This is a genomic window from Streptomyces sp. NPDC054961, assembly GCF_053609145.1.
Genome location: NZ_JBSGWY010000022.1, coordinates 29260 through 51605 on the forward strand (window position 1 = coordinate 29260; position 22346 = coordinate 51605).

The following is a 22346-nucleotide window of genomic DNA, read 5'->3' on the forward strand; positions in this document are numbered from 1 at the left end:
CCGCGCGGGGGGGCCGCCCCCCGCGCGCCCGCCGGCCGCGCCGCGGGGGGGGGGGGGGGGGGGGGGGGGGGGTGGCCCCCCCCCCCCCCCCCCCGCCTCTCGGCCGCGGCCGTCGGGCTGCCGCTGCTGGTGGCGCCCCTGCTGGGACTGGCCGCCGCCTCGCTGGTCCAGCCCGTGTTCCTGGACCGGTACGTGCTCTTCTCCATGCTGGGCCTGGCCCTGCTGATCGGCGCCGGGCTGGCCGCGGCCGTACGGGCCCTCGCGCCCCGGTCGCCGAGGGCGTCGGCCGCGCTGGTTCCGGCGGTCGTCGGGGTCTCGGTGCTGGCGGTGCTCCCGGTGGTACGGGCCGACAGGTCCCCGGCCAGCCGGGTGGACGACGTGCTCGCGGTGGCCGGCGAGGTGTCCCGGCTGAAGCGGGACGGTGACGCGGTGCTGTTCGTCCCGGCGGCCCGCCGGGACACCGCGCTGGTCTCACCCGGGGCGTTCGCGGGAGTGACGGACGTGGCCCTGGCGCGCGGACCCGTGGAATCGGGGACCCTCAAGGGCGAGGAGTCCGGCCCGGCGCGCATCCGGGCGGCGCTGGGCGAGCGGCGCCGGGTGCTGCTGGTGACGGACGCGGCGCCGGCGAAGCCACCGGGCTCGGAGGCGGACAGGACGAAGGCCGCCGTCCTCGCGGCGGACTTCACCGTGGTCGAGGACGTACAGGTCAGGGGCCGTCGCGTGACGGTGTACGAGCGGCGCCCCTGATCCCGGCGGGCGCCGGCAGGGCTTCAGTTGTCGAACCACATGGGGCCAAGGGCTTTTCGGACGCGGTCTCACAGCGGATCCATAGGGAAAACCCGGCTCCGGCCACAGGTTCGCCGACGAGGCTCTGAGCATGATCCAGCGCCTCCCCTCCCGACCGGAACGCCTCCCCCGCGCCCGTGGCCGGCGTGCGTCGCGGATCCTGCTCGCCCTGGCCGCGATGACGGCGCTGCTCGGCGTCGACGTGTCCGACGCGCTCGCGGAGCCGCCGCTCGGCGTCACCGTGACGGCCGCGGCCGACGCGACGGCACGGCGGGTCGGCGCGCTCTTCGCGGGCGGCCTCGACGGCGGGCACTTCTGCACCGCGTCCGTGGTGCGCAGCGAGGACCGCAATGTGATCGCCACCGCCGCGCACTGCCTGGGCGACCTGGAGAACACCTCCTTCGCGCCGGGATACCGGGACGGCGAGGCCCCGTACGGGGTGTGGAAGCTGACCGGCGCGTACGTGGCCCCGGACTGGACGGACGGCCGGGACCCGGACGACGACATCGCCTTCGCGACGGTGGAACCGGTGGCCGACCGGCAGGTAGAGGACGTGGTCGGCGGCTTCCCCGTCGCGGCGGAGCAGCCGGCGGACGCCACAGTGACCGTCGTGGGCTATCCGAGCCGCGAGGAGTCCCCTCTGTACTGCGCCAACGGCACGGCCCTGTTCTCCGAGACCCAGCGCCGCATCGAGTGCCCGGACCTGAGCGGCGGCACCAGCGGCAGTCCCTGGCTCGTCGACGGCGCCCTCGCGGGCGTGCTCGGCGGGTACGAGGACGGCGGCACCGTCCCGGAGGTCTCGTACAGCGCGGTGATGGGCGACCAGGCGGTGGAGCTCTACCGCGAGGCGGCCGTCAACGGGTGAGGCACCCCGGGCCGGACCGCGCGCGACGTGGCCTCGCGCGGTCGGACCGCGCGCGACGTGGCCCCGCCCGGCCGGCCCCCGCGCGGTTTCCCGCGGTCAGGCTTCGACCGGCCGCCCGTCGGCCGCGGCGGGCCCCTCGAACCAGGTCGGCTCGTCCCGCAGGGCCCGGTGGATCCGGTCCACGGCGAAGTCCTCCAGCGGCTCGGGCAGCGCGTCCGGCGCGAACCAGGCCACCTCGAGCGACTCGTTGTCGTTGACCCGCGCCTCCCCGCCCGTGGCCCTGCAGCGGAAGGTGATGTCCTGGAACTGGCAGACGTCACCGTTCGGATAGGTGATCGGCGGGAGCATCTGGACCAGCACCACCCGCTCGGGTACGCACCGCACGGCCGTCTCCTCGTACACCTCGCGCACCGCCGTCTCGGCCGGCTGCTCGCCGGGCTCGGCGATCCCGCCGACCACCGACCACCGCCCGGTGTCGGCGCGCCTGCCCAGCAGCACCCGCCCCCGGTCGTCCACGACGATGGCCGTCACCCCGGGCAGCAGGAGCAGCTGGTGCCCGGCCGTGGCGCGCAGGGTCCTGATGAAATCGGGAGTGGTCATCCCCCGACCCTAAGCCAGGCCCCGGGAGTTCCCGGCGATCCGGCGGGCCAGCGACCAGCCGAGGCCCGCGGCGGCGACGGCCAGCAGGACGTACTCGACGAGCGGGCCGAAGCGGGTGGCGGGGGTCTCGCCCGAGCGCAGCGGGATCTCCGCGACCAGGGCGTCCGCGGTGAACATCTTCGTCTGCTGCACGATCGTGCCGTCGGGGCGGATCACGGCACTGACCCCGCTGGTGACGGGCACCAGGACGGTGCGGCTATGCTCCACGGCCCGGACCCGGTCCATGGCGAGCTGCTGGTAGGTCATCTCGGTGCGGCCGAAGGTGGCGTTGTTGCTGGGCACCGCGATGACCTGCGCACCGGCCCGGACGGTGGAGCGGACGGCGTCGTCGAAGGCCGCCTCGTAGCAGGTGACCATGCCCACTCCGCTGCCCGCCATGGCGAAGACGCCGGGCTCCTTGCCGGGGCCGAAGTCGCGGCGCACCCGGTCGACGTCGGAGCTGAAGAGACGGACGAAGGACCGCATCGGGATGCGCTCGCCGAAGGGCTGGATCTTGCGCTTGTCATAGGTGTCGACGGGGCCCTTGACCGGGTCCCACAGGATCATCGTGTTGCGCAGCGGGCCCGTCTCCGGGGCCAGTACGGAGCCGATCGCCACGGGCACGCCGATGGCCTTCACCGCGTTGTCGATCACCTCGTACGCGTCCTGCTCGGCGTACGGGTCGATGTCGGAGGAGTTCTCCGGCCAGACGACGAAGTCCGGCTTCGGCACCCGGCCCGCCTTGACGTCCTCGGCGAGCTGGATCGTGCGGTTGGCGTGGTTGTCCAGGACCTGGCGGCGCTGGGCGTTGAAGTCGAAGCCGGCCCGCGGGACGTTGCCCTGGATCACGGCCGCGACGGCGGTGCCGTCCTCGGCCGCGTCGGAGACCAGCGGCCGGGCGGCGAGTGCCCCGGCGAGCGGGGCGGCCACGGCGGTGGCGGCGAGCAGCACGGCGGTGGCCCGGCGGGTGTCGGCGCCGACGCGTACGGCCTCGTAGAGACCGAATCCGCACAGGGCCACGGCGAAGGAGAGGAGCGGGGTGCCGCCGAGGGCCGCGAGGGGCAGGAAGACCCCGTCGGGCTGTCCGAAGGCGAGCTTGCCCCAGGAGAAGCCGCCGAAGGGGGCGCGGGCGCGCAGCGCCTCGCCGGCGATCCAGACGGCGGCGCCCCACAGCGGCCAGCCGGGCAGACGGCTGACGAGGGCGATCCCGAGGGTGGTGAGGCCGATCAGGAGGGATTCGAGGGTGACGAGGGCCAGCCACGGGACCGGGCCCACGCCCTCGCCGGTCCAGACGAGCAGCGGCAGCAGGAAACCGAGGCCGTGCAGGACGCCGAGGCCGAAGCCGGCCCGCGCGCGGCGCCCGTACAGGCAGAAGCCGAGCAGGGCGAGGGCGAGGGGAGCCAGCCACCACAGGGGGCGGGGCGGGAAGCTCAGGTAGAGCAGCACGCCGGAGGCGACGGCGAGCGCGGGGCGCAGCAGCCTTTCGGCCCATCGCCCGGCGGGGGTGACCGCGGGCGCGACCGTCTCGTTCGTCACCGCTTCCGTCGCCACGGCCGTCCCGGGTTCCGCTGCGGATCGGTCGGCGGGCTTGGGGGGCTCGTTCCCCGCCGCGCGGGTCGCACTGCTGCTCATTTCGCGGAGTCTACGTCTCCGCGCCGTGCCGGTGGACGGCTCAGTGGGCGAGGGCACGCAGATGGGTGCGGATGACGAGCACCGCGCTCTCGGCGTCGTCCACGGTGACGGTGAAGAGCCTGCCGTCGTCGAGCTTCAGTTCCAGGCCCTCGCCGCGGCGGACGATCACGGCGGTGCCCCGCTCCGGGCGCCAGCGATAACCCCAGCCGCCCCAGTGCTGAGGGGTGATCCGGGGGACGAACTCGGCGGACTCCACCTCGGAGAGCTGGATCTTCCGGCGCGGCAGGCCGATGTGCCCGCAGCGCACCTCGATCGCCTCGGAGTCGACGGTGACGGAGACGTGGACGAAGGCGAGGGTGCCGAAGAGGATCAGCAGGCCCGCGGCGAGGCAGCCGATCACCGCCATGAGGAGCGCGACGATGCCGGCGTCCCAGGCGTAGTCCACGGCGAGCTCGATGCCGAGCGCCAGGCAGGCCGCACCGGCCGCCGCGAGCAGCCATTGCGCGCGGTTGGAGGCCCGGCCCGTCCAGAGCGGCCCCGGGGGGTGAACCGTCATGTGTAGCAGCGTACTCACGTTCCGCATGGACGCCACCGGCCCTGTGGACCGGTGCCGGTGCCGGTGCCGGTGCCGGTGCCGGTGCCGGTGCGGCGAGCGTGCGTGCGTGCCGGGCGTCGCGACGGGGCGGACGCCGCCTGACGCGGCACTAGCCGTACCGCCCCGGCAGGAGGCCGACGAGCGCGTCGCGCAGGGCCGGGCGGCGGACGGTCATGAAGCGGTGCAGGGTCCGGGAGCCGAACGCCACGCGCTGGGCGCTGCGTCGGCGCTCGCCGTCGTACGCGCGCAGCGCGGCCGGCAGGCCGCTTGCTCCGTGGGTGGCGACCGCCCTGGTCAGGGCCTCGGCGTCGAGGAGCGCGGCGCAGGCGCCCTGGCCGAGGTACGGGGTCATGGCGTGGGCCGCGTCGCCGGCCAGCGCGACGGGGCGGGCCGGGCCGGCCGCACTGCTCGCGCCGCCCGGCCCGGGACCGGCCGTACGGGTGAAGCCGGGGAGCGCCGGGTACAGGTGGCGGACCGGGTAGCGGATCCAGGCCCGCGGATCGGTGTCGGCCAGGACGCGCGCGCCCGGAGCGCCTCGCCGAGGCCGAGCCGGTCGAGGGCCGTCTGGGCGGTGGGGTGGATGCCGAAGGCGGTTCCGTACCGCTCCGGCGCGGCCCGCCGTTCCAGGACCGTCACCGCCCACCCGGCGCGGCGCGGCCCGATGGCGGTGGCGATACCACCGACTCCGGCGCCGACGACCAGCGCGGTCCCCGCCGTTCGCGCGGCCCCCGCTCCACCCGCGGTTCCCTCAGTTCCGCCGGTTCCGCCTCTTCCCGCCGCACCCGCCGCACCCGCGTCCAGGACGAACCTCCCGTTCAGGCTGCCGATCACCACATCCGTGGTAGTATACCTGTGGTACCACGGCCGTGGTTAACTGGCAACGTGAACCAGGACCGGAGGGACCGGCTGCGCGACGCGGCCGTCGCGGTGCTCGCGGACGCGGGCGGCCGCGGCCTGACGCACCGGGCCGTCGACGCGGCGGCGGCCGTGCCGCTCGGTACAGCCAAGAACTACTTCCCGACCCGCGACGCGCTCGTGCGGGCGGTGGCCGAGCGCTGCCTGGAGCAGTACCGGGCGCTCGCCGCCCGCCTCGCGGGCTCCGGACCCGGACCCGCCGACCGGGCCGGGCTCGCCGCACTGCTCGCCGGGCTGCTGCGGGACGTGGCCGGACCGGGACGTCCGCGCATGACGGCGTACCTGGAGCTCCAGGCCGAGGCGACCCGGCGGCCCTGGCTGGCCGCGCTCCTGGATCCCATCGCGACGTCGGACTTCGCCGCGTACGGGCACCTGCTCCGCGCGGCCGGGCTGCCGTCCGGCCCGGACGAGGCCCGCGCCCTCACCCTCGCGCTGCACGGCGCCGTCCCCCACCTGCTGACGGGCGCCCCGGAGACGCTGGCCGCGGCCGGGCTGGACGATCTGGACGCCTTCACCCGCGCCGTGCTGGCCTCCGTGTGCCCCGAAGGTTCCGAAGACCTCGACCACGACCGTCTCCGCGACCGCGACCGTCTCCGCGCGCCGTGACGCGGGGTCCCGACCCGAGCTCCGAACCGAACTCGACCCGATAGAGGGGGAAGCATGATCACCCGACTCGACCGCGCCGTGGGCGCCGTGCTCGGCTCCGCGGCCGGCGACGCGCTCGGCGCGCCCTACGAGTTCGGCCCCGCGGGGCAGTTGACCGCGCGGGGCGCGGAGATGCTCGGGGGCGGGGGCTGGGATCCGGGCGAGGCCACCGACGACACGCAGATGGCGGTCCTGGTCGGCGAATCCCTGCTGGAGCGCGGCGGACTCGAACTCCCCGACGTCTTCGACCGGTTCCGCCGATGGGCGGCGGGCGATCCCAAGGACATCGGCCTCCAGACGGAGGACGTGCTGACGAACGGCGAGCCCTGGGACCTGGCCGCGGCCCTGCACTTCCAGATCAACGCGCGGGCGGCCGGCAACGGTTCCCTGATGCGCGCCTCGACCTCCGCGGTGTACTTCGCGCCGTCGGGGCGGACCGCGACCATGGACGCCGCACGCCGGATCGCGGCGCTCACCCACGGCGACGGGGCCGCCTGGGAGGGCACCGCGGTGCTGCACGAGCTCGTCCGCGTGGCCCTGGCCGGAGGCGATCCGCTGGCCGCGCTCCCCGCGACGCTGGAGTCCGTACACCCGGACCACCGCGAGCGGTACGCCCGCGTCCTCGACCCGCACTGGCACCCGGACCTGGCCACCGAGTTCAACGGGGCGGTCTGGCCCTGCCTGGGCTCGGCGGTGTGGGCGCTGCGCACCACGGCCTCCTTCGCGGACGCGGTACGGGCCGCCGTCGACCTGGGCGGCGACACCGACACGGTGGCCGCGGTCACCGGCGCGCTGGCCGGTGCCCGCTACGGCCAGGCGGAGATCCCGGACACCTGGACGGCTCCGCTCCACGTCCCCCTGCCGGGATACGGGGACCGGGCCCTGGACGCGGACGGTCTACGGGACCTGGCCCGGCGCCTGGCGACGACCGGCCCCGAGAACTGAGCGGCCCCGCGTCGCGGGTCAGGCCCGCGGCGCGGGTCGGAGCTGCAATCGGAGCTCAGCCCCGGACGGCGGCGCCACCGGCCAGCATCCGGCCTTCGGCATACCCGAGCGCGGGTCCGGGAAGCTCCCCCGGGCGGCCGCTCAGCAGGACGGTCAGGCTGCCGGTGCGCGGCAGGCCGGGCTCCGGCCGGGCGCCGATCCGGCGCAGCGCCTGCACGGCGACGGGTTCGGCCGAGCCGTGGAAGACGAACGGCGCGCCACCGGTGCGTTCGGCGAGGGCGGCCCGGATGGGGGCCGCGACCAGCTCGTAGTGCGTGCAGCCGAGCACCACGTCGGTGATGTCGGCGGGAGTCAGCGCGGCGGCCACGGCGATGGCCCGTACGACGGCGGCCTCGTCGGCGGCCTCGACGGCGTCGGCCAGCCCGGGACACGGCACCTCGGTGACGCGCGCTCCGTCGGCGAAGTCACGGATGAGCCCGCGCTGATAGGGGCTGCCGGTGGTGGCGGGGGTGGCCCAGATCGCCACCCGGCCGCCGGCGGCCGCGGCCGGCTTGATCGCCGGCACGGTCCCAATGACGGGGATCAGGGGTTCCAGCGCGGCCCGGAGCGCGGGCAGGGCGTGCACGGAGGCGGTGTTGCAGGCGACGATCAGCGCGTCCGGCCGGTGCGCGGCGGCGGCACGCGCGACGTCGAGCGCCCGCCCGGTGAGGTCCTGCGGGGTACGCGGACCCCAGGGCATCCCGTCGGGGTCGCACGACAGCACGAGCTCGGCGTCCGGCCGCAGCCGCCGCAGCTCGGCGGCCGCCGCGAGGAGGCCGATACCGGAGTCCATGAGGGCGATCTTCACTTGGTCACCTTAATCGATGCCCGCCCCCGGACCGGGTCACGGCGGACCCGCGGCTCCCGGTGCGCCGGGCCGAAGGGCCGCCCGTCCCCCGTCGTCGCGCGCCCCGGATCCGTCAAGGTTCCCGACGGGGAACGGTGTTCCGCCCCGCCAGATCCCGCCCGGCGCGGGACACTGCGGGGATGGGTCTCCTCCTCGTCGCCGCTTGCGTCTCGCTCGCCGTCTGGCTCTGGCTCACCCTCGGACAGGGCATGTTCTGGCGGACGGACACCCGGCTGCCTCCCCGGCACGCTCCCGCCCACTGGCCGTCCGTCGCGATCGTCGTCCCCGCCCGGGACGAGGCCGCGGTCCTCCCGCGGAGCCTGCCCTCGCTGCTCGCGCAGGACTATCCCGGCGAGGCCCGGGTCGTCCTGGTCGACGACGGGAGTACGGACGGGACCGCCGCCCTCGCCCGCCGGCTCGCCCGCACCCACCTCGGGCTCCCCCTCACCATCGTCGCCCCCGGCGATCCCGACCCCGGCTGGACCGGCAAGCTCTGGGCCCTGCGCCACGGCATCGCCCACGTCCTCGCCCCGCCCGCCACCACGGCCTCCGCCCCCGCCACACCCCGGGGCGCCCGGCGCGGCCCGTGCGTCCAGGACGGCCCGACCATCCCCGCCTATCTCCTCCTGACCGACGCCGACATCGCCCACGAGCCCGACAGCCTGCGCGAGCTGGTCGCCGCGGCGACGGCGGCGGACCTCGACCTCGTCTCCCAGATGGCCCGGCTGCGCGCCGTCAGCGCGTGGGAGCGGCTGATCGTCCCGGCCTTCGTCTACTTCTTCGCCCAGCTCTACCCCTTCCGCTGGATCAACCACCCCGCCGCCCGTACCGCGGCGGCCGCCGGCGGCTGCGTCCTGCTGCGCACCGAGGCCGCGGTACGGGCCGGGGTCCCGGACTCGATCCGCCAGGCCGTCATCGACGACGTCTCCCTGGCCCGCGCGGTCCAGCGCACCGGCGGGCGGATCTGGCTCGGCCTCGCGGAGCGGGTCGACAGCGTGCGCCCGTACGACTCCCTGGGCGAGCTGTGGCGGATGGTCTCGCGCAGCGCGTACGCCCAACTCCGCCATCAGCCCGCGCTGCTGGCCGGGACGGTGGCCGGGCTGGCACTCGTGTACCTCGTGCCGCCGGCCGCGCTCCTCGGCGGCCTGGCCTCCGGCCGGCCCGCCGTCGCCTGGTCGGGCGGCCTGGCCTGGCTGCTGATGGCAGGCACCTACGCGCCGATGCTGCGCTACTACCGCCAGCCCCTCGCGCTCGCTCCGCTTCTTCCGTTCACGGCGCTCCTCTACCTCCTGATGACGCTCGATTCGGCCGTGCAGCACTACCGCGGACGCGGGGCGTCATGGAAGGGCCGTACCTATGCCCGTCCCAGTGACGCCTGAAACCGGTCGTCGCCACCCGAAACCACGGCAACCCAGGTCACCGCATCGTGACGCTCCGTCAGCGTGAAGCCGGTGCGGCACCGGACCACCACCGACAAGCCACCGTCCGCACACCGGTGCAACACCCAACTGGCGAGTACGAGTAGGCGCAAGACGGGGCGGATGTGGCGAATCGTGCACGTGAACGGGAAGTGAAAGCTGTGGCCCTGACCTGGGAATATGCAGGTCAGGGCGGTGTTGGCGGCCCCTCGCTATGGACCCGGTGAAGTCGTGGGCTTAACTTAGGTCCATGACCTCCCCCCGCTCCACTTATGGCGGCGGTTACTACTCCGCGCCCTCCTTCCCGGACACCCCCATCTACGACTCCCTCGTCGCCGAACGCGGCACCCCGCAGATCGCTCCGATCCGCGTCCCGGCCGCCTACGAGTCCCCGAGTTCCGGCTACTCGAGCGGTGGGTACCTCCCGGCCCTCGCGTCCTCGCTGCCGGCCCTGCCGGCCGCGCTGCCGCCCGCCCTGTCCCAGCAGCACGCCCCGGCGTACGGGTACCAGTACCAGCAGCAGTCCGGCCCGCAGCAGATGCACCAGCAGCCGCAGCAGCCGATGCCCCTGCAGCAGGCGCCCGCCCCCTACATCCCGCAGCAGCAGTTCGCGGGCCGTACGGGATACGTCCCGCAGCCCCAGCCGCAGCAGCCCCGGCCGGCCGCCACGGCCACCGGCTACGAGGCCATGCGTCCGATGCCGCCCCGGCCGATGCAGGCGCAGCCCGCTCCCGTACCGGCCGCCTCGTACGAGGACCCGTACGGGCGCCCGTACCAGCAGCAGGGGCGGGGCTACTAGCCCGGTCCGTTCCGTCGAGGTCGTCGCGGAGGTCCCGGGGGCGGATGGCAGGATGCCCCCATGTCGAATTTGCACGTCCAAGCGCTCCACGTCCATCCCGTCAAGTCGCTGGCGGGAACGGCTCCCGGCGAGGTGGCCGTGGAACCTTGGGGTCTGGCCGCCGACCGCCGCTGGGCGGTGGTGGACAGCGAGGGCACGGTCATCACCCAACGCCAGCAGCCGAGGCTGGCCTTGGCGAGCGCCCGTCCGCTGGGGGGCGGCGGGGTCTCGCTGTCGGCGCCGGGCATGGCGGACCTGACGGTGGACGTACCGGAGCCGGGTCCGCTGGAACCGGTGGTGCTGTTCGGGAAGAAGATCGAGACCGTCGTCGCGGCGCGGGCCGCGGCCGACTGGTTCAGCGCGTACCTCGGAGTTCCGGCGCGCATGGTGCACATGGACGACCCGGTCGTGCGCCGGCCGGTCGATCCGGACTACGCGCTGCCCGGCGAGACCGTGAGCCTCGCCGACGCCTATCCCCTGCTGATCGCCACCCTCGCGTCCTTGGACGCGCTCAACTCGCTGATCGCCCAGGGGGACCACCCGGGCGAGGGCCCCCTCCCGATGAACCGCTTCCGCCCGAACGTGGTGGTGTCCGGGGCCGGGGCGTGGGACGAGGACGGCTGGCGGCGCATCGCGATCGGCGACGCCGAGTTCCGCGGGGCGCGCGAATGCGGTCGCTGCATCGTCACGACCACCGACCAGGAGACGGCGGAGCGGGGCAAGGAGCCGCTGATGACCCTGGGCAAGCACCGGCGGATCGGGAAGTCGCTGGCGTTCGGGCGGCAGCTGGTACCGGTGCGGCTGGGCACGATCCGGGTCGGCGACGAGGTCCGCGTCCTGGAATGAGGGCGGGTCCCCGGGACCGCGGTGCGGCGGAACGGGTGGCGGAACGACACGTTCGGGGGGCTCTGCGCCGTCCATGGAACCAACAGGCCCGACCTGCCCGTTGGATCACTCGAGACGGACGAGGACGGCACGAGGCGGGCACGAAGGGAGCGTGCGAGGCTCGGCCTCGTTCATGACCCGCACCGGCCGTGCACCGGGCGCGCACCGGATCGGGTGACACACGTCTCCCGGGTCCCGCCCTGCGCGTCGTCGGGGCATGCGGGAGGCTGGTGCGGCAGGCAGACGGAGACTGGCACAAGTTGGGGGAGCCGGACCGTGCGGACAGCATTGGGTGTGTGGCGCTGGCGGCGCAATCCGCTGCGCCGGCCGACGGATCTCTTCGAGGCATGGGTGGCGTTCGCCGCGCTGCTGTGCGTCCTGCTGGTGGCTCCGGCCCTCGGCTGCGCCGCCGGCCTGCGGGTGGACGGCACGCTGCAGCGGGCCGCGCGCGAACAGCGGCAGGAGCGGTACCTCGTACCGGCGGTGGTGGTCCGGCCGACCCCGGAACCCGTCGTGGGCGCGGACGCCGATCCGGCGACGCAGCGGCAGAGCCCGCAGCGTTCGCGGATCGTCGCCTCGTGGACCGCGCCGGACGGCAGCAGCCACCAGGGCACGGTGCCGGCCGCGGAGGAACCGCCGCGGCCCGGCGACCGGTTCCGGATATGGACGGACACGCACGGCCGGCTGGTCGGGCAGCCCCTCGACCCGTCCGCCGCGAGCGTCCACGCGGGCTTGGCCGGCCTGGCCGCCGCCCTCGGCATCGCCGCGCTGGTGGAGACGGTCCGCCGCCTGGTCGTACGAAGGCTCATGCATCGGCGGTACATACGACTGGACCGCGCGTGGGCCGCGGCGGGACCCGACTGGGGTCGTACGGGCACGGGCAGCTGACCTGGCAACTCACCGGCCCCGCGCGCGCTACGGTGGAGCGGCCGCAGCCGTCGCTGCGGCCACGGCGATCCCTCCGGCAGCACGGGCACGCGGCAAGCGAGCCCGCGGGCGCCGGGGACCGACGCGGCACACGCGCACGTGAACACGCGAACACGAGGGTGGGGGCACGACAGCACCATGGCTCAGGGCACGGTCCAGGTGACGCACGGCAGTACTTCGCGGTGGCGGCGCCGCTCCGGTGAATACGCGACGCTGACCGCCGCGCTGGCCGTGGCGGGCGACGGGGACGTCCTGTCCATCGCCCCCGGCACCTACCGGGAGAACCTGGTCCTCCACCACGCCGTGACCCTGCGCGGGCCCGAGGGCGCCGTGGGGTCCGTGCGCATCGCCCCGCCCGACGGGGTCGCGCTGACCGTCCGCGCCTCGGCCGTCGTCCAGGACCTGTACCTGGAGGGCCAGGACCGGGCGGCGCCCGCGCTGCTCGTCGAGGACGGCTCCCCCGAGCTCACGGACCTCCGCGTCAGCACCCGCTCGGCGGCCGGGATCGAGGTCCGCGGCGCCGGGGCGCGTCCGCTGGTCCGCCGGTGCACGGTGGAGAACCCGGCCGGGGTCGGGATCGCCGTACTCGACGGCGGCGGCGGGGTGTTCGAGGAGTGCGAGGTCGTGGCCGCCGGACAGGCCGGGATCTCGGTGCGCGGCGGTGGCCGCCCCCGGCTGGAGCGCTGCCGGATCCATCACGCCACGGGCGCGGGCATCGGGGTGACCGGCGAGGGCTCGGGTCTGGAGGCCCTGGGCTGCGAGGTGTACGAGATCAAGGGCGCCGGGGTGCAGGTCGCGGCGCGCGCCACCGCGGTGCTCACCGACTGCGCGGTCCACCGCACCTCGGCCGACGGGGTCACCCTCGACACGGACGCCGTGCTCACCCTCGCCGGCTGCGACATCCACGACATCCCCGAGAACGCCGTGGACCTGCGCTCCCGGTCCGTGCTGACGCTCAGCCGCACGACCGTGCGCCGCTTCGGGCGCAACGGCCTGTCGGTATGGGATCCGGGCACCCGGGTCGTCGCCGACTCCTGCGAGATCCACGACAGTACGGGCGACTATCCCGCCGTCTGGATCAGTGACGGCGCGAGCGCCTCGCTGGACTCCTGCCGGGTGCACGACGTGCCGGACGCGCTGTTCGTACTGGACCGGGGTTCCCGGGCGGACGTCGTGGACAGCGACCTCTCCCAGGTCCGCAACACCGCGGTCTCGGTGAGCGACGGGGCGACGGCCCAACTGGACGACTGCCGGATCCGCGAGGCGGCGACCGGCGCGTGGTTCCGCGACCACGGCAGCGGCGGCACCCTCGCCAACTGCTCCATCGACTCCGTCCAGACGGGGGTGATCGTCACCAAGGGCGCGGATCCCGTACTGGAGCGGTGCACGGTCACCTCGCCCGCCGAGGCCGGGTTCTACGTGTCGGCCGGGGGCCGCGGCACGTTCACGGCGTGCCGGGTCACGGGCAGCGCCGGCTTCGGTTTCCACGTCATCGACGGCTGCCGCACCACGCTGAACCGCTGCCACACCGAGCGCAGCGCGCGCGGGGGCTACGAGTTCGCGGAGGACGGCCCGGTCGCCGAGGACTGCACGAGCGACGAGTCGGGGCCGCGGCTCGCCGCCCACTCGGCTTCGGGGGCCGTGGCGGCCGGGGAACGCGCGGGGATCCGTACGGTCTCGGCCGCGCAGAGCCCCGTGGCGGCACGGCCGGCGACCGGTCCGGTACCGACGCAGCGGCCGGCCGACGAGGCGGACCCGGCCGCCGGGGGGCCCGCGGCGGGACGCGGCTCGGGCGAGGTGCTGGGCCAGCTCGACGCGCTGGTGGGGCTGGACAGCGTCAAGCGCGAGGTCCGCGCGCTCACCGACATGATCGAGGTGGGCCGGCGGCGGCAGCGGGCGGGCCTGAAGGCGGCCTCGGTCCGCCGCCACCTCGTCTTCACCGGCTCCCCCGGCACCGGAAAGACCACGGTGGCCCGGCTCTACGGCGAGATCCTGGCCTCCCTCGGGGTGCTGGAGCGCGGCCACCTGGTGGAGGTGTCACGGGTGGACCTGGTCGGCGAACACATCGGGTCCACGGCGATCCGCACCCAGGAGGCCTTCGACCGGGCGCGGGGCGGGGTGCTGTTCATCGACGAGGCGTACGCGCTGGCGCCCGAGGACTCGGGCCGCGACTTCGGACGTGAGGCGATCGACACGCTGGTGAAGCTGATGGAGGACCACCGGGACGCGGTGGTGGTGATCGTCGCCGGATACACGGCGGAGATGGACCGCTTCCTGACGGTCAACCCGGGGGTGGCCTCGCGCTTCTCCCGGACCATCACCTTCGGGGACTACGGGCCGCAGGAACTGCTGCGGATCGTGGAGCAGCAGACCGAGGAGCACGAGTACCGGCTCGGCGAGAAGACCGCCGAGGCGCTGCTGACGTACTTCACCGACCTCCCGAAGGGTCCGGCCTTCGGCAACGGCCGCACCGCCCGCCAGACCTTCGAGTCGATGGTCGAGCGGCACGCGGGGCGGGTGGCGCAGCTGTCGGAACCGAGCACGGACGATCTCACCCTGTTGTTCCCGCAGGACCTGCCGGCGATTCCGGTGACGGCCGTGGTGCCGGGGGCGCCGACGCCGGCGCCAACGGCCTGACCGGGCGTCCCGGCGTCCCCGGTGGCCGGCTGCCGGCCTCCGGGACGCCGTCCCGCCGTCACGCCTTCCCTCCGTCACAGGTCCCGGCGCATGCACACCCGGGGCCAGCGGGCGAGGCCGTGTACGGCTTCCCGGTCACGGATCTCGCGCAGCCCGGGTCCGAGTCCGCTCTCCGCGAGGGTCCGGAAGCCGCAGCGGGCGTAGTACGGAGCGTTCCACGGGACGTCCACGAAGGTGGTGAGGGTCAGCGCGGGGGCGCCCTGCTCCGTGGCCCGCTGGGCCACGTGTTCCAGCAAGGACCGCCCGATGCCGCGGCGCGCACGGTCCGGATGCACGGACACCTGCTCGATGTGGAGGTTCCCGTCGACCCGGTCGGCGAGCAGGTACCCGACCGGGGTTCCCCTCCCGTCGGCCGCGACCCAGGCCAGTCCGGCCCCGCGGTAGCCGAGGAGTTCCTCCAGCGGGAGCGGTTCGTCGTCGGCGATCTCCGGCATGCCGATGGCCCGGAAACACTCCCCGGCGGCCCTCTCGATGTCCTGGAGGAGGGGCATTTCGTCGATGTGCGCTGCTCTGATCAGCATGCACGGCATTGTCCCGCCCGGGGCGTGCGCGCGGAACGGGTTCACCACCCCGCGGCGGACATCTGACGGTCCGCCAGCTACAGTGGCAGCCCGCCCGCAGCCGTCCGCAGCCCGGTCGCGGCCCGGTCGCGGCCGCCCGACGCCTCCCGCAGCGGCCGGAGGCGTCCGGTCGCCCAACGAATCCAGGGAGCAACGCCATGGCTCGTCGACTCCGCCCCGTGGGGATGGACTTCACCGAAGACGCCCCGATACGCCTGGTCTTCACGGCGAGGACCGTGTCGGCTCCCGGCGCCGTGTACCGGGCGCTGGCCGAGGAGGTCGAGGGCTGGCCCCGCTGGTTCAGGGCCGTCACCCTGGCCCGGCCCACGCACGGCGGCGCCGGGCGCGAGATCAAGCTCATGGGCGGGGTCCGCTTCCAGGAGACGATCATGGCGGCGGATCCGGAGCAACGCTACGCGTACCGGGTCGACGAGGCCAACGTCCCCGGCGTCCGGGCCCTGCTGGAGGAGTGGCGGCTCACCCCCTCCGGCTCCGGCACCCACGTCCGCTGGACCTTCGCGGCCGACGGCCCGGCCCCCGTCCGTCTCGCCCTCGCCGCCGCGCGCCCGGGCCTGGGCCATTCCTTCCGCTCCGCGGTCCGCGCCCTGGACCGGCGGCTGACGGCCCGACGCGGCGCGGATCAGTAGGAGCCCTCCGGCCGTCGCCCGACGGTCAGGTCGACCGCCGGGTGCGATGCGGCCAGGTCCCCGTAGCCACCGGCCGTCCACACCCGGACACGGAACTCCTGGAGGGTCAGGGCGGCCGGCTCACCCTCGAAGTGCACCCTGGCGCACCGCCCGCAGTACCAGCCCCGGATCCAGAGCCGCTCGGCGGCGGCGAGGCCGGGATCCGTCCGTGCGCGGTAGGCCTTCCCGTCGCGGCGAACCCGGACGAGGAGGACGACCGCGGCCACCAGCGCGGCGGCCGAGATCACGCCGAGGAAGAAGAGACCGGACTGCGGTCCGGGGGCGGCCCCCTCGTCCCATCCCGGCGACGGATACCGCGGCCGGGATTCCCGCGCGCTCCCGTCGAACCAGTGGCCGGCCAGCGCCCCGCCCAGGAACGTGCCGACCGCCACGAACACCAGGAGCAGGCCCAGACATCCCCGTCCCTGGACCGACGGCGCGGGCGGGACCGGCGCCAGTGCCGTGGCGAGGCGCGAGACCACCTCCCGGGTCACGGTCCGCCGCTCGGCGCCGGCGCCGGTGTCCTCGCGGACGTGCCGGTGCCCCTCCAGGAACACCGCCTGCACCGCCCGCACTTCGTCGGACCGGACGCAGTGGGGACACGCGCGCGACAGCCCGGGACCCGCGTCCTCTTCCCCGTCCCCGCCCGTGCGCCCGTGCCCGACGCCGCCCCCGTGCCCGTGCACGCCTGCGCCCCCGTGCCCGCTCGCGCCGTCGTCCGCCGCCGGAGTGCCCGGGGCGGGCGAGCGGGGCTGAGCCCGCGTCCGCGCGTCCCGCTCCGGCCTGTCGTATCCGATGCCCGCCATGCTTCCCCCCGAGGCTCCGCGTGATCGAAGTCCGCACAGCCTAGGCAGTCGCCGCCGCCGCGCCCACCGGGTCGTGCCACGGCTTCGTCACGGATCGGATCGCGGGATGCCGGACGGCCGGGTCGCCGCGGCGACGGCCCGAGGAGGCGGTCAGGCGCGGGGCTCGCGCCACTCCCCGGTCGCCAGCAGGGTCTCGAGGGTCTGCGCGTACGGGGCGATGTCGAGGCCCTGGGCCGCCAGCCACTCGTCGGAGTAGTACTTGTCGAGGTAGCGGTCGCCGGAGTCGCAGAGCAGGGTGACCACACTGCCCGTACGGCCCTCCGCGACCATCTCTGAGATGATCTTCAGCGCGCTCCAGACGCCCGTACCGGTGGAACCGCCCGCCTTGCGTCCGATCGCCGCCTCCAGCGCGCGGCAGGCGGCGACGCTCGCCGCGTCCGGGACCCGCATCATCCGGTCGATGGCGCCGGGCACGAAGCTCGGCTCCATGCGGGGCCGCCCGATGCCCTCGATGCGCGATCCGCAGTCGCTGCTCGCGTGCGGGTCGTGGTTCGTCCAGCCGTCGAAGAAGCAGGAGTTCTCCGGGTCCGGGACGCAGACGCGGGTGTCGTGCTGCAGGTAGTGCACGTAGCGCGCGATGGTCGCGGAGGTGCCGCCGGTGCCCGCGGTGGCCACGATCCACGCGGGCTCGGGGTACCGCTCCAGGCGCAGCTGCTGGTAGATCGATTCTGCGATGTTGTTGTTGCCGCGCCAGTCGGTCGCGCGCTCCGCGTACGTGAACTGGTCCATGTAGTGCCCGCCGGTGCGCGCCGCGAGCTCGGCCGACTCCTCGTACATCTTCATCGAGTCGTCGACGAAGTGGCACGCGCCGCCGTGGAACTCGATGAGCCGGCACTTCTCCGGGCTCGTCGTACGCGGCATGACCGCGATGAACGGGACGCCGATCAGCTTGGCGAAGTACGCCTCCGAGACGGCGGTGGACCCGGACGACGCCTCGATGACGGGACGGCCCGGGCGGATCCAGCCGTTGCAGAGGGCGTAGAGGAACAGGGAGCGGGCGAGCCGGTGCTTGAGGGAGCCGGTCGGGTGGGTGGACTCGTCCTTGAGGTAGAGGTCGATGCCCCAGGCTTCGGGGAGCGGGAAGCGCAGCAGGTGGGTGTCGGCGGAGCGGTTGGCGTCCGCCTGCACCTTGCGGACGGCCTCCTTCAGCCAGGCGCGGTAGTCCACGTCGCTGCGGTCGACGTCGATGGTCGTGGCCGTCGTGCCCGTGCTGCTCATGCGCCGTGCTCCTTCGTACTTCCTGAGGTCCCGAGTGCTCACGGGTGCGCGTATCCCTGCTCCCGCTTTCGCAATGTACCCCCCTCACCTGCACAAACAGTCACTTTGGGTATCCATGCGGATCCCTTTCGCTCGCTTTCGGTTGCACACCGGGCCACAGTGGGTGACCCTGGGGAGGCGTCACCGAGGGTGCAGCACCCGTAACACTGATGTCGGGGAGTCGCAGCCGTGATCAGTCATTCCCGCAGGCACTGCGTGGTCGAACTGCAGGCCCTGCCCTTGCGGATCGGACAGATCCGCCGAATCGTTTCAGCGCAACTGCGCCACTGGCAGCTCGATCCGCTCATAGACCGGGCTGCGCTCGGCGTGACGGAACTGCTCAGCAACGTCCACCGCCATGCGCAGCCGGACAAGACCTGCACGGTCGAGATCGAGCTCCGCCTCGGCCGGCTGACCGTGTCCGTCTACGACAGCGACCCCCGCCTCCCGGTCCTCCGGGCGGCCGCGGGGGCCGCATGGTCCGCCGGAGCCGCCGACGCGGCCGAGGTCGACACCGCCGGGACTGCCGCCACGGGCCGCCCGGGCGGCCCCGTCGAAGCCTTCGAAGCCGACGGGACCGACGGGACCGACCCGACCGACTTCCTGGAGACCTCGGGGCGCGGCCTCGCGCTCGTGGAGGCCCTCAGCGAGGCGTGGGGGGCGCGGCACCGGCCCGACAGTCCGGGCAAGGTGGTGTGGTTCTCCCTGCGCGCCGCGCCGGGTCCGGCCGCGCCGCACCATCCGGTGCTCCTGGGCAAGACCAAGCCGGTACGAGGCCCCGCGCGGCCGGTAGCGGCCGCCGTTCCCCCCGAACCGGTCTCCGCCGGCCTGTCGGTGACGGCCTCGGCCGGCGCCCGGCCCGGGTAGGTTTCCGGCCGCCGGGTCCCGCGGGACGGCGTCAGGCCGCCGCGCCCCGGGCCCCGTCAGACCGCCGCGCCCAGGGCCCCGAGGGGGTCGTCCAGCACCGGCTGCCACGCCAGCTCGGCGGCTCCGACCAGGCTGTTGTGGTCGAGCGTGCAGGGCAGGATCGGCACGCCTCCGCTGCGCCCCCACAGGCTGCGGTCCGCGACCACCGCGCGCAGCCGCTCGGGGTCGGCGTGAAGCAGTTCCCGGTGGAGGCCGCCGAGGATGATCCGATCCGGGTTCAGGATGTTCACCAGGCCGGCGAGGCCGAGGCCGAGCCGGTCGATGAGCTCTTCCGTGGCCGCCCGCACGCCGGGATCCGCGTGCTCCTCGCGCAGCAGGTCCCGGGCCTGCTGGAGCAGCGACACCTCCGGTCCGGGCGTGCGCCCGGCGGCGGTGAGGAACGCCAGCGGGTCGGCCTCCACGTCGAGACAGCCACGGCTGCCGCAGTAGCAGGCGCGCCCCTCGGGATTGACGGTGAGGTGGCCGACTTCCAGGGCCAGGCCCGAACTCCCGCTGTGCAGGCGGCCGTCGAGGACGAGCGCCCCGCCGACCCCGCGGTGGCCGGTAGCCACGCACAGCAGGTGCTGGGCCCCCCGGCCGGCGCCGTGCCGGTGCTCGGCGAGCGCGGCGAGGTTGACGTCGTTGCCGGTCAGCGCCGGGCCGTCGATGCCGGCGGCCTTCACGCACGCGGCGAAGACGTCCCGTACGGGCGAGCCGGCCGGCCAGGCCAGGTGCAGCGGGTTCAGCGCCGTACCCTCCGGCTCCGCCACCGCCGAGGGCACCGCGAGCCCCGCGCCGATGCAGCGCCGGCCGGTCTGCGCGAGCAGCTCGGCGCCGGCTTCGACCACCGCGCCGAGCACCTGTGCCGGGTCCGCGGAGACGGGCACCCTTCCGGGGGCGGTGGCCACGATCCGGCCGCCGAGGCCGACCAGGGCGGCCCGGAACCCGTCCGAGTGCACCTGCGCGGCCAGCGCCACGGGGCCTTTCTCGTCCACGGAGAGCCGGTGCGAAGGGCGGCCCTGGGCGCCTCCGGCCCCGCCGGGGCGGGAGTCGACGCGGATCAGACCGAGCGCCTCCAGCTCGGCGGCGACGGCTCCGGCGGTCGCGCGGGTGACCCCGAGCTCCGCCGTCAGGACCGCGCGGGTCGGGGCCCGGCCGGTGTGGACGAGCTCCAGCGCGGGTCCGAGGGCGCCGCGGCCCCGTTCCAGTTTGGTCCGCGCGGAGCCGACGGGCGCGGCCGGCACCGAGGGCTCGGACACCGCCGAGGGCTCGGACACCGCCGGCAGGGCCGGCTCCGCGGACGCGGCGGCCCCGGTCGCGCCAAGCCCGGTCGCGGCGGTCGCGGGCACCCCTTGGGTCTCGTCGGCCTTCCCGGTACCGGCGGACACCGTGGTCACATCCCCCACCCGCGGCGGGGCCCCGTTGCCGTTCATGACAGCGATCCTCGCACGGCCGGAGCGCCGCGAACGCCGTCCGCTAGCCGAGCCCGCCGACCCGGAGGGTGATGTTCAGCCGCCCGGTCAGCCCCAGGCCGGGCGGAGCGGTGCCGGGCAGGACCTTCGGCACCCCGTGGTAGGCCCGTCGGACCGGTCCGCCGAAGACGAACAGATCCCCGCTGCGCAGCTCGACGTCCTGGTACGGACGCCCGCGCGCATCGGTGTTGCCGAAGCGGAACAGGCACGCGTCACCCAGGCTGAGCGAGACGACGGGGGCCGGGGAGCGCTCCTCGGCATCGCGGTGCATGCCCATGCGGGAGTCGCCGTCGTAGAAGTTGATCAGGGCGATGTCGTACGCGCCGTCGAGACCCGGAAGATCCCGGGGATCACGCGGATCCCACCCGTCCCCCGCGTCGCGCCGGACCTGCCCGTCCCGGCCGTACGGCCGGGCCTGCCCGTTCTCCCCGTACTGCCCGTACTGCCCGTTCTCCCCGTACTGCCCGTCCTCCAGCCCGTAGGCGGCGGTCACCGCTTCCCTCCCCAGCCGCGCGAGCCAGCCGGGCATCGGTTTGACCGGCGCCCCGTCCCCGTCCACGGCGGTGGGCGCGTACGCGTACGGATACCAGTGCCGGCCCAGGCACACCTGCCGGGCGGTCATCGTCCCGCCGCCGGGTGTCCGCACGGTGCGCAGCCCGGCCGGTGGTCTGGCCCATGCGCGGCAGGCGTCGAGCAACTCCCGCTGCCGCGAGGGGTCGAGCCAGTCGGGCACGTGTACGGCGCCGGGAACGATCTCGGTGCGCTCGCGCGGGAAGAACCCGCGCGGGAAGAGTTCGCCATCCATGCCTTCCATTGTCCGTCCCGGCTGGCAGACTCCGGGCATGGAGATCACGGAGTATGTGAAGACCCTTGCCCGCGAGGGCGAACTGCTCGCCGACGCCGCCGAACGGGCCGGTACCGACGCCCCCGTGGTCACGTGTCCCGAATGGCGGATCGCCGATCTGTTGCTGCACACGGGTTCGGTGCACCGCTGGGCGGCCGGATACGTCGCGGACGGACTGGTGGGGCCGGCCCCCTTCCCGCAGGCGCCCGAGCTGGCGGGCGCGGAGTTGCTCGCCTGGTTCCGCGAGGGCCACGCGGCGCTGGTGCGCGTTCTGACCGAGGCCCCGGCGGATGTGGAGTGCTGGACCTTCCTGCCGACGGCTCCGCCGTCTCCGTCGGCGTTCTGGGCGCGGCGCCAGGCCCACGAGACCACCGTGCACCGGATGGACGCGGAGTCGGCGCTCGGCATGGAATTCGGCGCGGTGGAGCCGGAGTTCGCGACCGACGGCGTGGACGAGCTGCTGACCGGATTCCACGCGCGGCCCAAGAGCCGGGTACGGACCGCCGAGCCCCGGGTCCTGCGGGTGCGCGCTGCCGACACGGGTGCGGTGTGGACCGTGAACCTGTCGGCGGAACCGCCGCGCACCGTGCGCGGCGACGCGGACGGTGCGCCGGCCGACTGCACGCTCACGGGCGAGGCCTCCTGGCTCTACACGGCGCTGTGGAACCGCCTGCCGCTCACCGGTCCCGGCGTGACGGGCGACGCGGAGCTGGTCCGCCTGTGGACGGCCACGGCCGGCATCTGACCTCCGGGGAGCCGCCGCCGGTGAGACACACGTCCTTGTGGTGGCCCCCAGGCCCGGTGACACTGGTGGCATGGGGCGACGCAGCCAGGCGGACCGGGACGCGGTCACCATCGAGATCGCTTACGCGTTCATCAGCGGCGGCTTCGCTGCGGCCCTCGCCTTCGCGGCGGTCTACGGACCGGCCGTGGCCTTCGGTCTCTCCCCCGCCACCACCCACGCCGTGGCGGTCGCGGGCGGCGTCCTGGCCGGGGTCACGTTCCTTTCGCGGGTCGCCCACGTCCTGTGGCGCCACGCCCGCCGGACGGAGAACGCTGACCGACCGCCTGCGCCGTAAGGT

At 74.8% G+C, this 22346-nt stretch carries 24 protein-coding genes; 13 read left to right on the forward strand and 11 right to left on the reverse strand.

Going from position 1 to position 22346, the window contains the following annotated elements; translation table 11 throughout:
- Positions 1–129: 129 nt before the first annotated feature.
- Both ACWF9Z_RS20515 and ACWF9Z_RS20520 read left to right on the forward strand, forming a co-directional pair.
- Entirely contained in the window at positions 130–747 is a 618-nt protein-coding gene (locus ACWF9Z_RS20515) for a hypothetical protein (RefSeq protein ID WP_453603972.1), read from the forward strand.
- Between the two features lie 130 nt (positions 748–877).
- Positions 878–1651, forward strand: a complete 774-nt coding sequence (locus ACWF9Z_RS20520; RefSeq protein ID WP_453603974.1) for a trypsin-like serine peptidase — start codon at positions 878–880, stop codon at positions 1649–1651.
- A 96-nt stretch (positions 1652–1747) separates the two neighbouring features.
- Here ACWF9Z_RS20520 and ACWF9Z_RS20525 read toward each other — a convergent pair whose 3' ends face one another.
- From ACWF9Z_RS20525 to ACWF9Z_RS20545, 5 genes are all read right to left on the reverse strand, one after another.
- A complete protein-coding gene (locus tag ACWF9Z_RS20525) occupies positions 1748–2251 on the reverse strand; it encodes an NUDIX hydrolase (RefSeq protein ID WP_453603975.1) in 504 nt (167 codons plus the stop codon).
- Between the two features lie 9 nt (positions 2252–2260).
- Positions 2261–3922 (reverse strand): apolipoprotein N-acyltransferase, encoded by a 1662-nt coding sequence (gene lnt / locus ACWF9Z_RS20530; RefSeq protein ID WP_453603977.1) that lies wholly within the window; start codon positions 3920–3922, stop codon positions 2261–2263.
- Positions 3923–3962: 40 nt separating this feature from the next.
- Positions 3963–4478, reverse strand: coding sequence for a hypothetical protein (locus tag ACWF9Z_RS20535; protein ID WP_453603979.1), 516 nt, complete (start codon positions 4476–4478; stop codon positions 3963–3965).
- 148 nt (positions 4479–4626) lie between these two features.
- Positions 4627–4869 (reverse strand): FAD-dependent oxidoreductase, encoded by a 243-nt coding sequence (locus tag ACWF9Z_RS20540; protein ID WP_453603981.1) that lies wholly within the window; start codon positions 4867–4869, stop codon positions 4627–4629.
- Positions 4866–5351, reverse strand: coding sequence for an FAD-dependent oxidoreductase (locus ACWF9Z_RS20545; protein ID WP_453603982.1), 486 nt, complete (start codon positions 5349–5351; stop codon positions 4866–4868). Before ACWF9Z_RS20545 ends, ACWF9Z_RS20540 begins: the two co-directional genes overlap by 4 nt.
- Before the next feature lie 48 nt (positions 5352–5399).
- On the opposite strand from ACWF9Z_RS20545, the gene ACWF9Z_RS20550 reads away from it, so the two are divergent.
- Both ACWF9Z_RS20550 and ACWF9Z_RS20555 read left to right on the forward strand, forming a co-directional pair.
- On the forward strand, positions 5400–6038 hold the full coding sequence (locus tag ACWF9Z_RS20550; RefSeq protein WP_453603984.1) for a TetR/AcrR family transcriptional regulator: 639 nt from the start codon (positions 5400–5402) through the stop codon (positions 6036–6038).
- A 54-nt stretch (positions 6039–6092) separates the two neighbouring features.
- The gene (locus ACWF9Z_RS20555; protein ID WP_453603986.1) at positions 6093–7022 is read left to right on the forward strand and encodes an ADP-ribosylglycohydrolase family protein; all 930 of its coding nucleotides are present in this window, start codon (positions 6093–6095) and stop codon (positions 7020–7022) included.
- 55 nt (positions 7023–7077) lie between these two features.
- Here the strand turns inward: ACWF9Z_RS20555 and ACWF9Z_RS20560 are convergent, their stop codons facing one another.
- Positions 7078–7869 (reverse strand): glutamate racemase, encoded by a 792-nt coding sequence (locus ACWF9Z_RS20560; protein ID WP_453603988.1) that lies wholly within the window; start codon positions 7867–7869, stop codon positions 7078–7080.
- Positions 7870–8048: 179 nt separating this feature from the next.
- Here ACWF9Z_RS20560 and ACWF9Z_RS20565 point away from each other — a divergent pair, with 179 nt between their 5' ends.
- The 5 genes from ACWF9Z_RS20565 (at position 8049) to ACWF9Z_RS20585 (ending at position 14613) form a co-directional block, all read left to right on the forward strand.
- The gene (locus tag ACWF9Z_RS20565) at positions 8049–9287 is read left to right on the forward strand and encodes a glycosyltransferase (RefSeq protein ID WP_453603989.1); all 1239 of its coding nucleotides are present in this window, start codon (positions 8049–8051) and stop codon (positions 9285–9287) included.
- 289 nt (positions 9288–9576) lie between these two features.
- A complete protein-coding gene (locus ACWF9Z_RS20570; protein WP_453603991.1) occupies positions 9577–10125 on the forward strand; it encodes a DUF6643 family protein in 549 nt (182 codons plus the stop codon).
- A gap of 60 nt (positions 10126–10185) precedes the next feature.
- A complete protein-coding gene (locus tag ACWF9Z_RS20575) occupies positions 10186–11010 on the forward strand; it encodes an MOSC domain-containing protein (protein WP_453603993.1) in 825 nt (274 codons plus the stop codon).
- A gap of 315 nt (positions 11011–11325) precedes the next feature.
- Positions 11326–11937 (forward strand): Rv1733c family protein, encoded by a 612-nt coding sequence (locus ACWF9Z_RS20580; protein WP_453603995.1) that lies wholly within the window; start codon positions 11326–11328, stop codon positions 11935–11937.
- Between the two features lie 177 nt (positions 11938–12114).
- Entirely contained in the window at positions 12115–14613 is a 2499-nt protein-coding gene (locus ACWF9Z_RS20585; protein ID WP_453603997.1) for a right-handed parallel beta-helix repeat-containing protein, read from the forward strand.
- Between the two features lie 74 nt (positions 14614–14687).
- Here ACWF9Z_RS20585 and ACWF9Z_RS20590 read toward each other — a convergent pair whose 3' ends face one another.
- The gene (locus ACWF9Z_RS20590) at positions 14688–15194 is read right to left on the reverse strand and encodes a GNAT family N-acetyltransferase (protein WP_453603998.1); all 507 of its coding nucleotides are present in this window, start codon (positions 15192–15194) and stop codon (positions 14688–14690) included.
- Positions 15195–15391: 197 nt separating this feature from the next.
- On the opposite strand from ACWF9Z_RS20590, the gene ACWF9Z_RS20595 reads away from it, so the two are divergent.
- Entirely contained in the window at positions 15392–15880 is a 489-nt protein-coding gene (locus tag ACWF9Z_RS20595) for an SRPBCC family protein (RefSeq protein WP_453603999.1), read from the forward strand.
- Here the strand turns inward: ACWF9Z_RS20595 and ACWF9Z_RS20600 are convergent.
- Complete coding sequence (locus ACWF9Z_RS20600; protein ID WP_453604001.1) at positions 15874–16485, reverse strand: hypothetical protein; 612 nt, start codon at positions 16483–16485, stop codon at positions 15874–15876. The two genes, ACWF9Z_RS20595 and ACWF9Z_RS20600, sit on opposite strands and share 7 nt — an antisense overlap.
- A 390-nt stretch (positions 16486–16875) precedes the next feature.
- Complete coding sequence (locus ACWF9Z_RS20605) at positions 16876–18003, reverse strand: PLP-dependent cysteine synthase family protein (protein ID WP_453604003.1); 1128 nt, start codon at positions 18001–18003, stop codon at positions 16876–16878.
- Positions 18004–18231: 228 nt separating this feature from the next.
- On the opposite strand from ACWF9Z_RS20605, the gene ACWF9Z_RS20610 reads away from it, so the two are divergent.
- The gene (locus ACWF9Z_RS20610) at positions 18232–18909 is read left to right on the forward strand and encodes an ATP-binding protein (RefSeq protein WP_453604004.1); all 678 of its coding nucleotides are present in this window, start codon (positions 18232–18234) and stop codon (positions 18907–18909) included.
- Positions 18910–18965: 56 nt separating this feature from the next.
- Here ACWF9Z_RS20610 and ACWF9Z_RS20615 read toward each other — a convergent pair whose 3' ends face one another.
- Both ACWF9Z_RS20615 and ACWF9Z_RS20620 read right to left on the reverse strand, forming a co-directional pair.
- Positions 18966–20381 carry an ROK family protein gene (locus ACWF9Z_RS20615; protein WP_453604005.1) on the reverse strand — a complete coding sequence of 472 codons (1416 nt, stop codon included), beginning with the start codon at positions 20379–20381 and terminating at the stop codon, positions 18966–18968.
- Positions 20382–20424: 43 nt separating this feature from the next.
- On the reverse strand, positions 20425–21225 hold the full coding sequence (locus ACWF9Z_RS20620) for an alpha-ketoglutarate-dependent dioxygenase AlkB family protein (RefSeq protein ID WP_453604006.1): 801 nt from the start codon (positions 21223–21225) through the stop codon (positions 20425–20427).
- Between the two features lie 37 nt (positions 21226–21262).
- On the opposite strand from ACWF9Z_RS20620, the gene ACWF9Z_RS20625 reads away from it, so the two are divergent.
- Positions 21263–22009, forward strand: a complete 747-nt coding sequence (locus tag ACWF9Z_RS20625) for a maleylpyruvate isomerase family mycothiol-dependent enzyme (protein ID WP_453604008.1) — start codon at positions 21263–21265, stop codon at positions 22007–22009.
- A 70-nt stretch (positions 22010–22079) separates the two neighbouring features.
- On the forward strand, positions 22080–22343 hold the full coding sequence (locus ACWF9Z_RS20630; protein ID WP_453604009.1) for a DUF6332 family protein: 264 nt from the start codon (positions 22080–22082) through the stop codon (positions 22341–22343).
- The last annotated feature ends 3 nt before the right edge of the window (positions 22344–22346 follow it).

Bases quoted from the DNA above. Each gene is read 5' to 3' on its own strand.
- lnt (WP_453603977.1), bottom strand. From the start codon at position 3,922: ATGAGCAGCAGTGCGACCCGCGCGGCGGGGAACGAGCCCCCCAAGCCC.
- ACWF9Z_RS20590 (WP_453603998.1), bottom strand. From the start codon at position 15,194: ATGCTGATCAGAGCAGCGCACATCGACGAAATGCCCCTCCTCCAGGAC.
- ACWF9Z_RS20605 (WP_453604003.1), bottom strand. From the start codon at position 18,003: ATGAGCAGCACGGGCACGACGGCCACGACCATCGACGTCGACCGCAGC.
- ACWF9Z_RS20565 (WP_453603989.1), top strand. From the start codon at position 8,049: ATGGGTCTCCTCCTCGTCGCCGCTTGCGTCTCGCTCGCCGTCTGGCTC.
- ACWF9Z_RS20630 (WP_453604009.1), top strand. From the start codon at position 22,080: ATGGGGCGACGCAGCCAGGCGGACCGGGACGCGGTCACCATCGAGATC.
- ACWF9Z_RS20520 (WP_453603974.1), top strand. From the start codon at position 878: ATGATCCAGCGCCTCCCCTCCCGACCGGAACGCCTCCCCCGCGCCCGT.
- ACWF9Z_RS20555 (WP_453603986.1), top strand. From the start codon at position 6,093: ATGATCACCCGACTCGACCGCGCCGTGGGCGCCGTGCTCGGCTCCGCG.
- ACWF9Z_RS20620 (WP_453604006.1), bottom strand. From the start codon at position 21,225: ATGGATGGCGAACTCTTCCCGCGCGGGTTCTTCCCGCGCGAGCGCACC.
- ACWF9Z_RS20570 (WP_453603991.1), top strand. From the start codon at position 9,577: ATGACCTCCCCCCGCTCCACTTATGGCGGCGGTTACTACTCCGCGCCC.
- ACWF9Z_RS20575 (WP_453603993.1), top strand. From the start codon at position 10,186: ATGTCGAATTTGCACGTCCAAGCGCTCCACGTCCATCCCGTCAAGTCG.
- ACWF9Z_RS20595 (WP_453603999.1), top strand. From the start codon at position 15,392: ATGGCTCGTCGACTCCGCCCCGTGGGGATGGACTTCACCGAAGACGCC.
- ACWF9Z_RS20535 (WP_453603979.1), bottom strand. From the start codon at position 4,478: ATGACGGTTCACCCCCCGGGGCCGCTCTGGACGGGCCGGGCCTCCAAC.
- ACWF9Z_RS20615 (WP_453604005.1), bottom strand. From the start codon at position 20,381: ATGAACGGCAACGGGGCCCCGCCGCGGGTGGGGGATGTGACCACGGTG.
- ACWF9Z_RS20625 (WP_453604008.1), top strand. From the start codon at position 21,263: ATGGAGATCACGGAGTATGTGAAGACCCTTGCCCGCGAGGGCGAACTG.
- ACWF9Z_RS20540 (WP_453603981.1), bottom strand. From the start codon at position 4,869: ATGACCCCGTACCTCGGCCAGGGCGCCTGCGCCGCGCTCCTCGACGCC.
- ACWF9Z_RS20525 (WP_453603975.1), bottom strand. From the start codon at position 2,251: ATGACCACTCCCGATTTCATCAGGACCCTGCGCGCCACGGCCGGGCAC.
- ACWF9Z_RS20585 (WP_453603997.1), top strand. From the start codon at position 12,115: ATGGCTCAGGGCACGGTCCAGGTGACGCACGGCAGTACTTCGCGGTGG.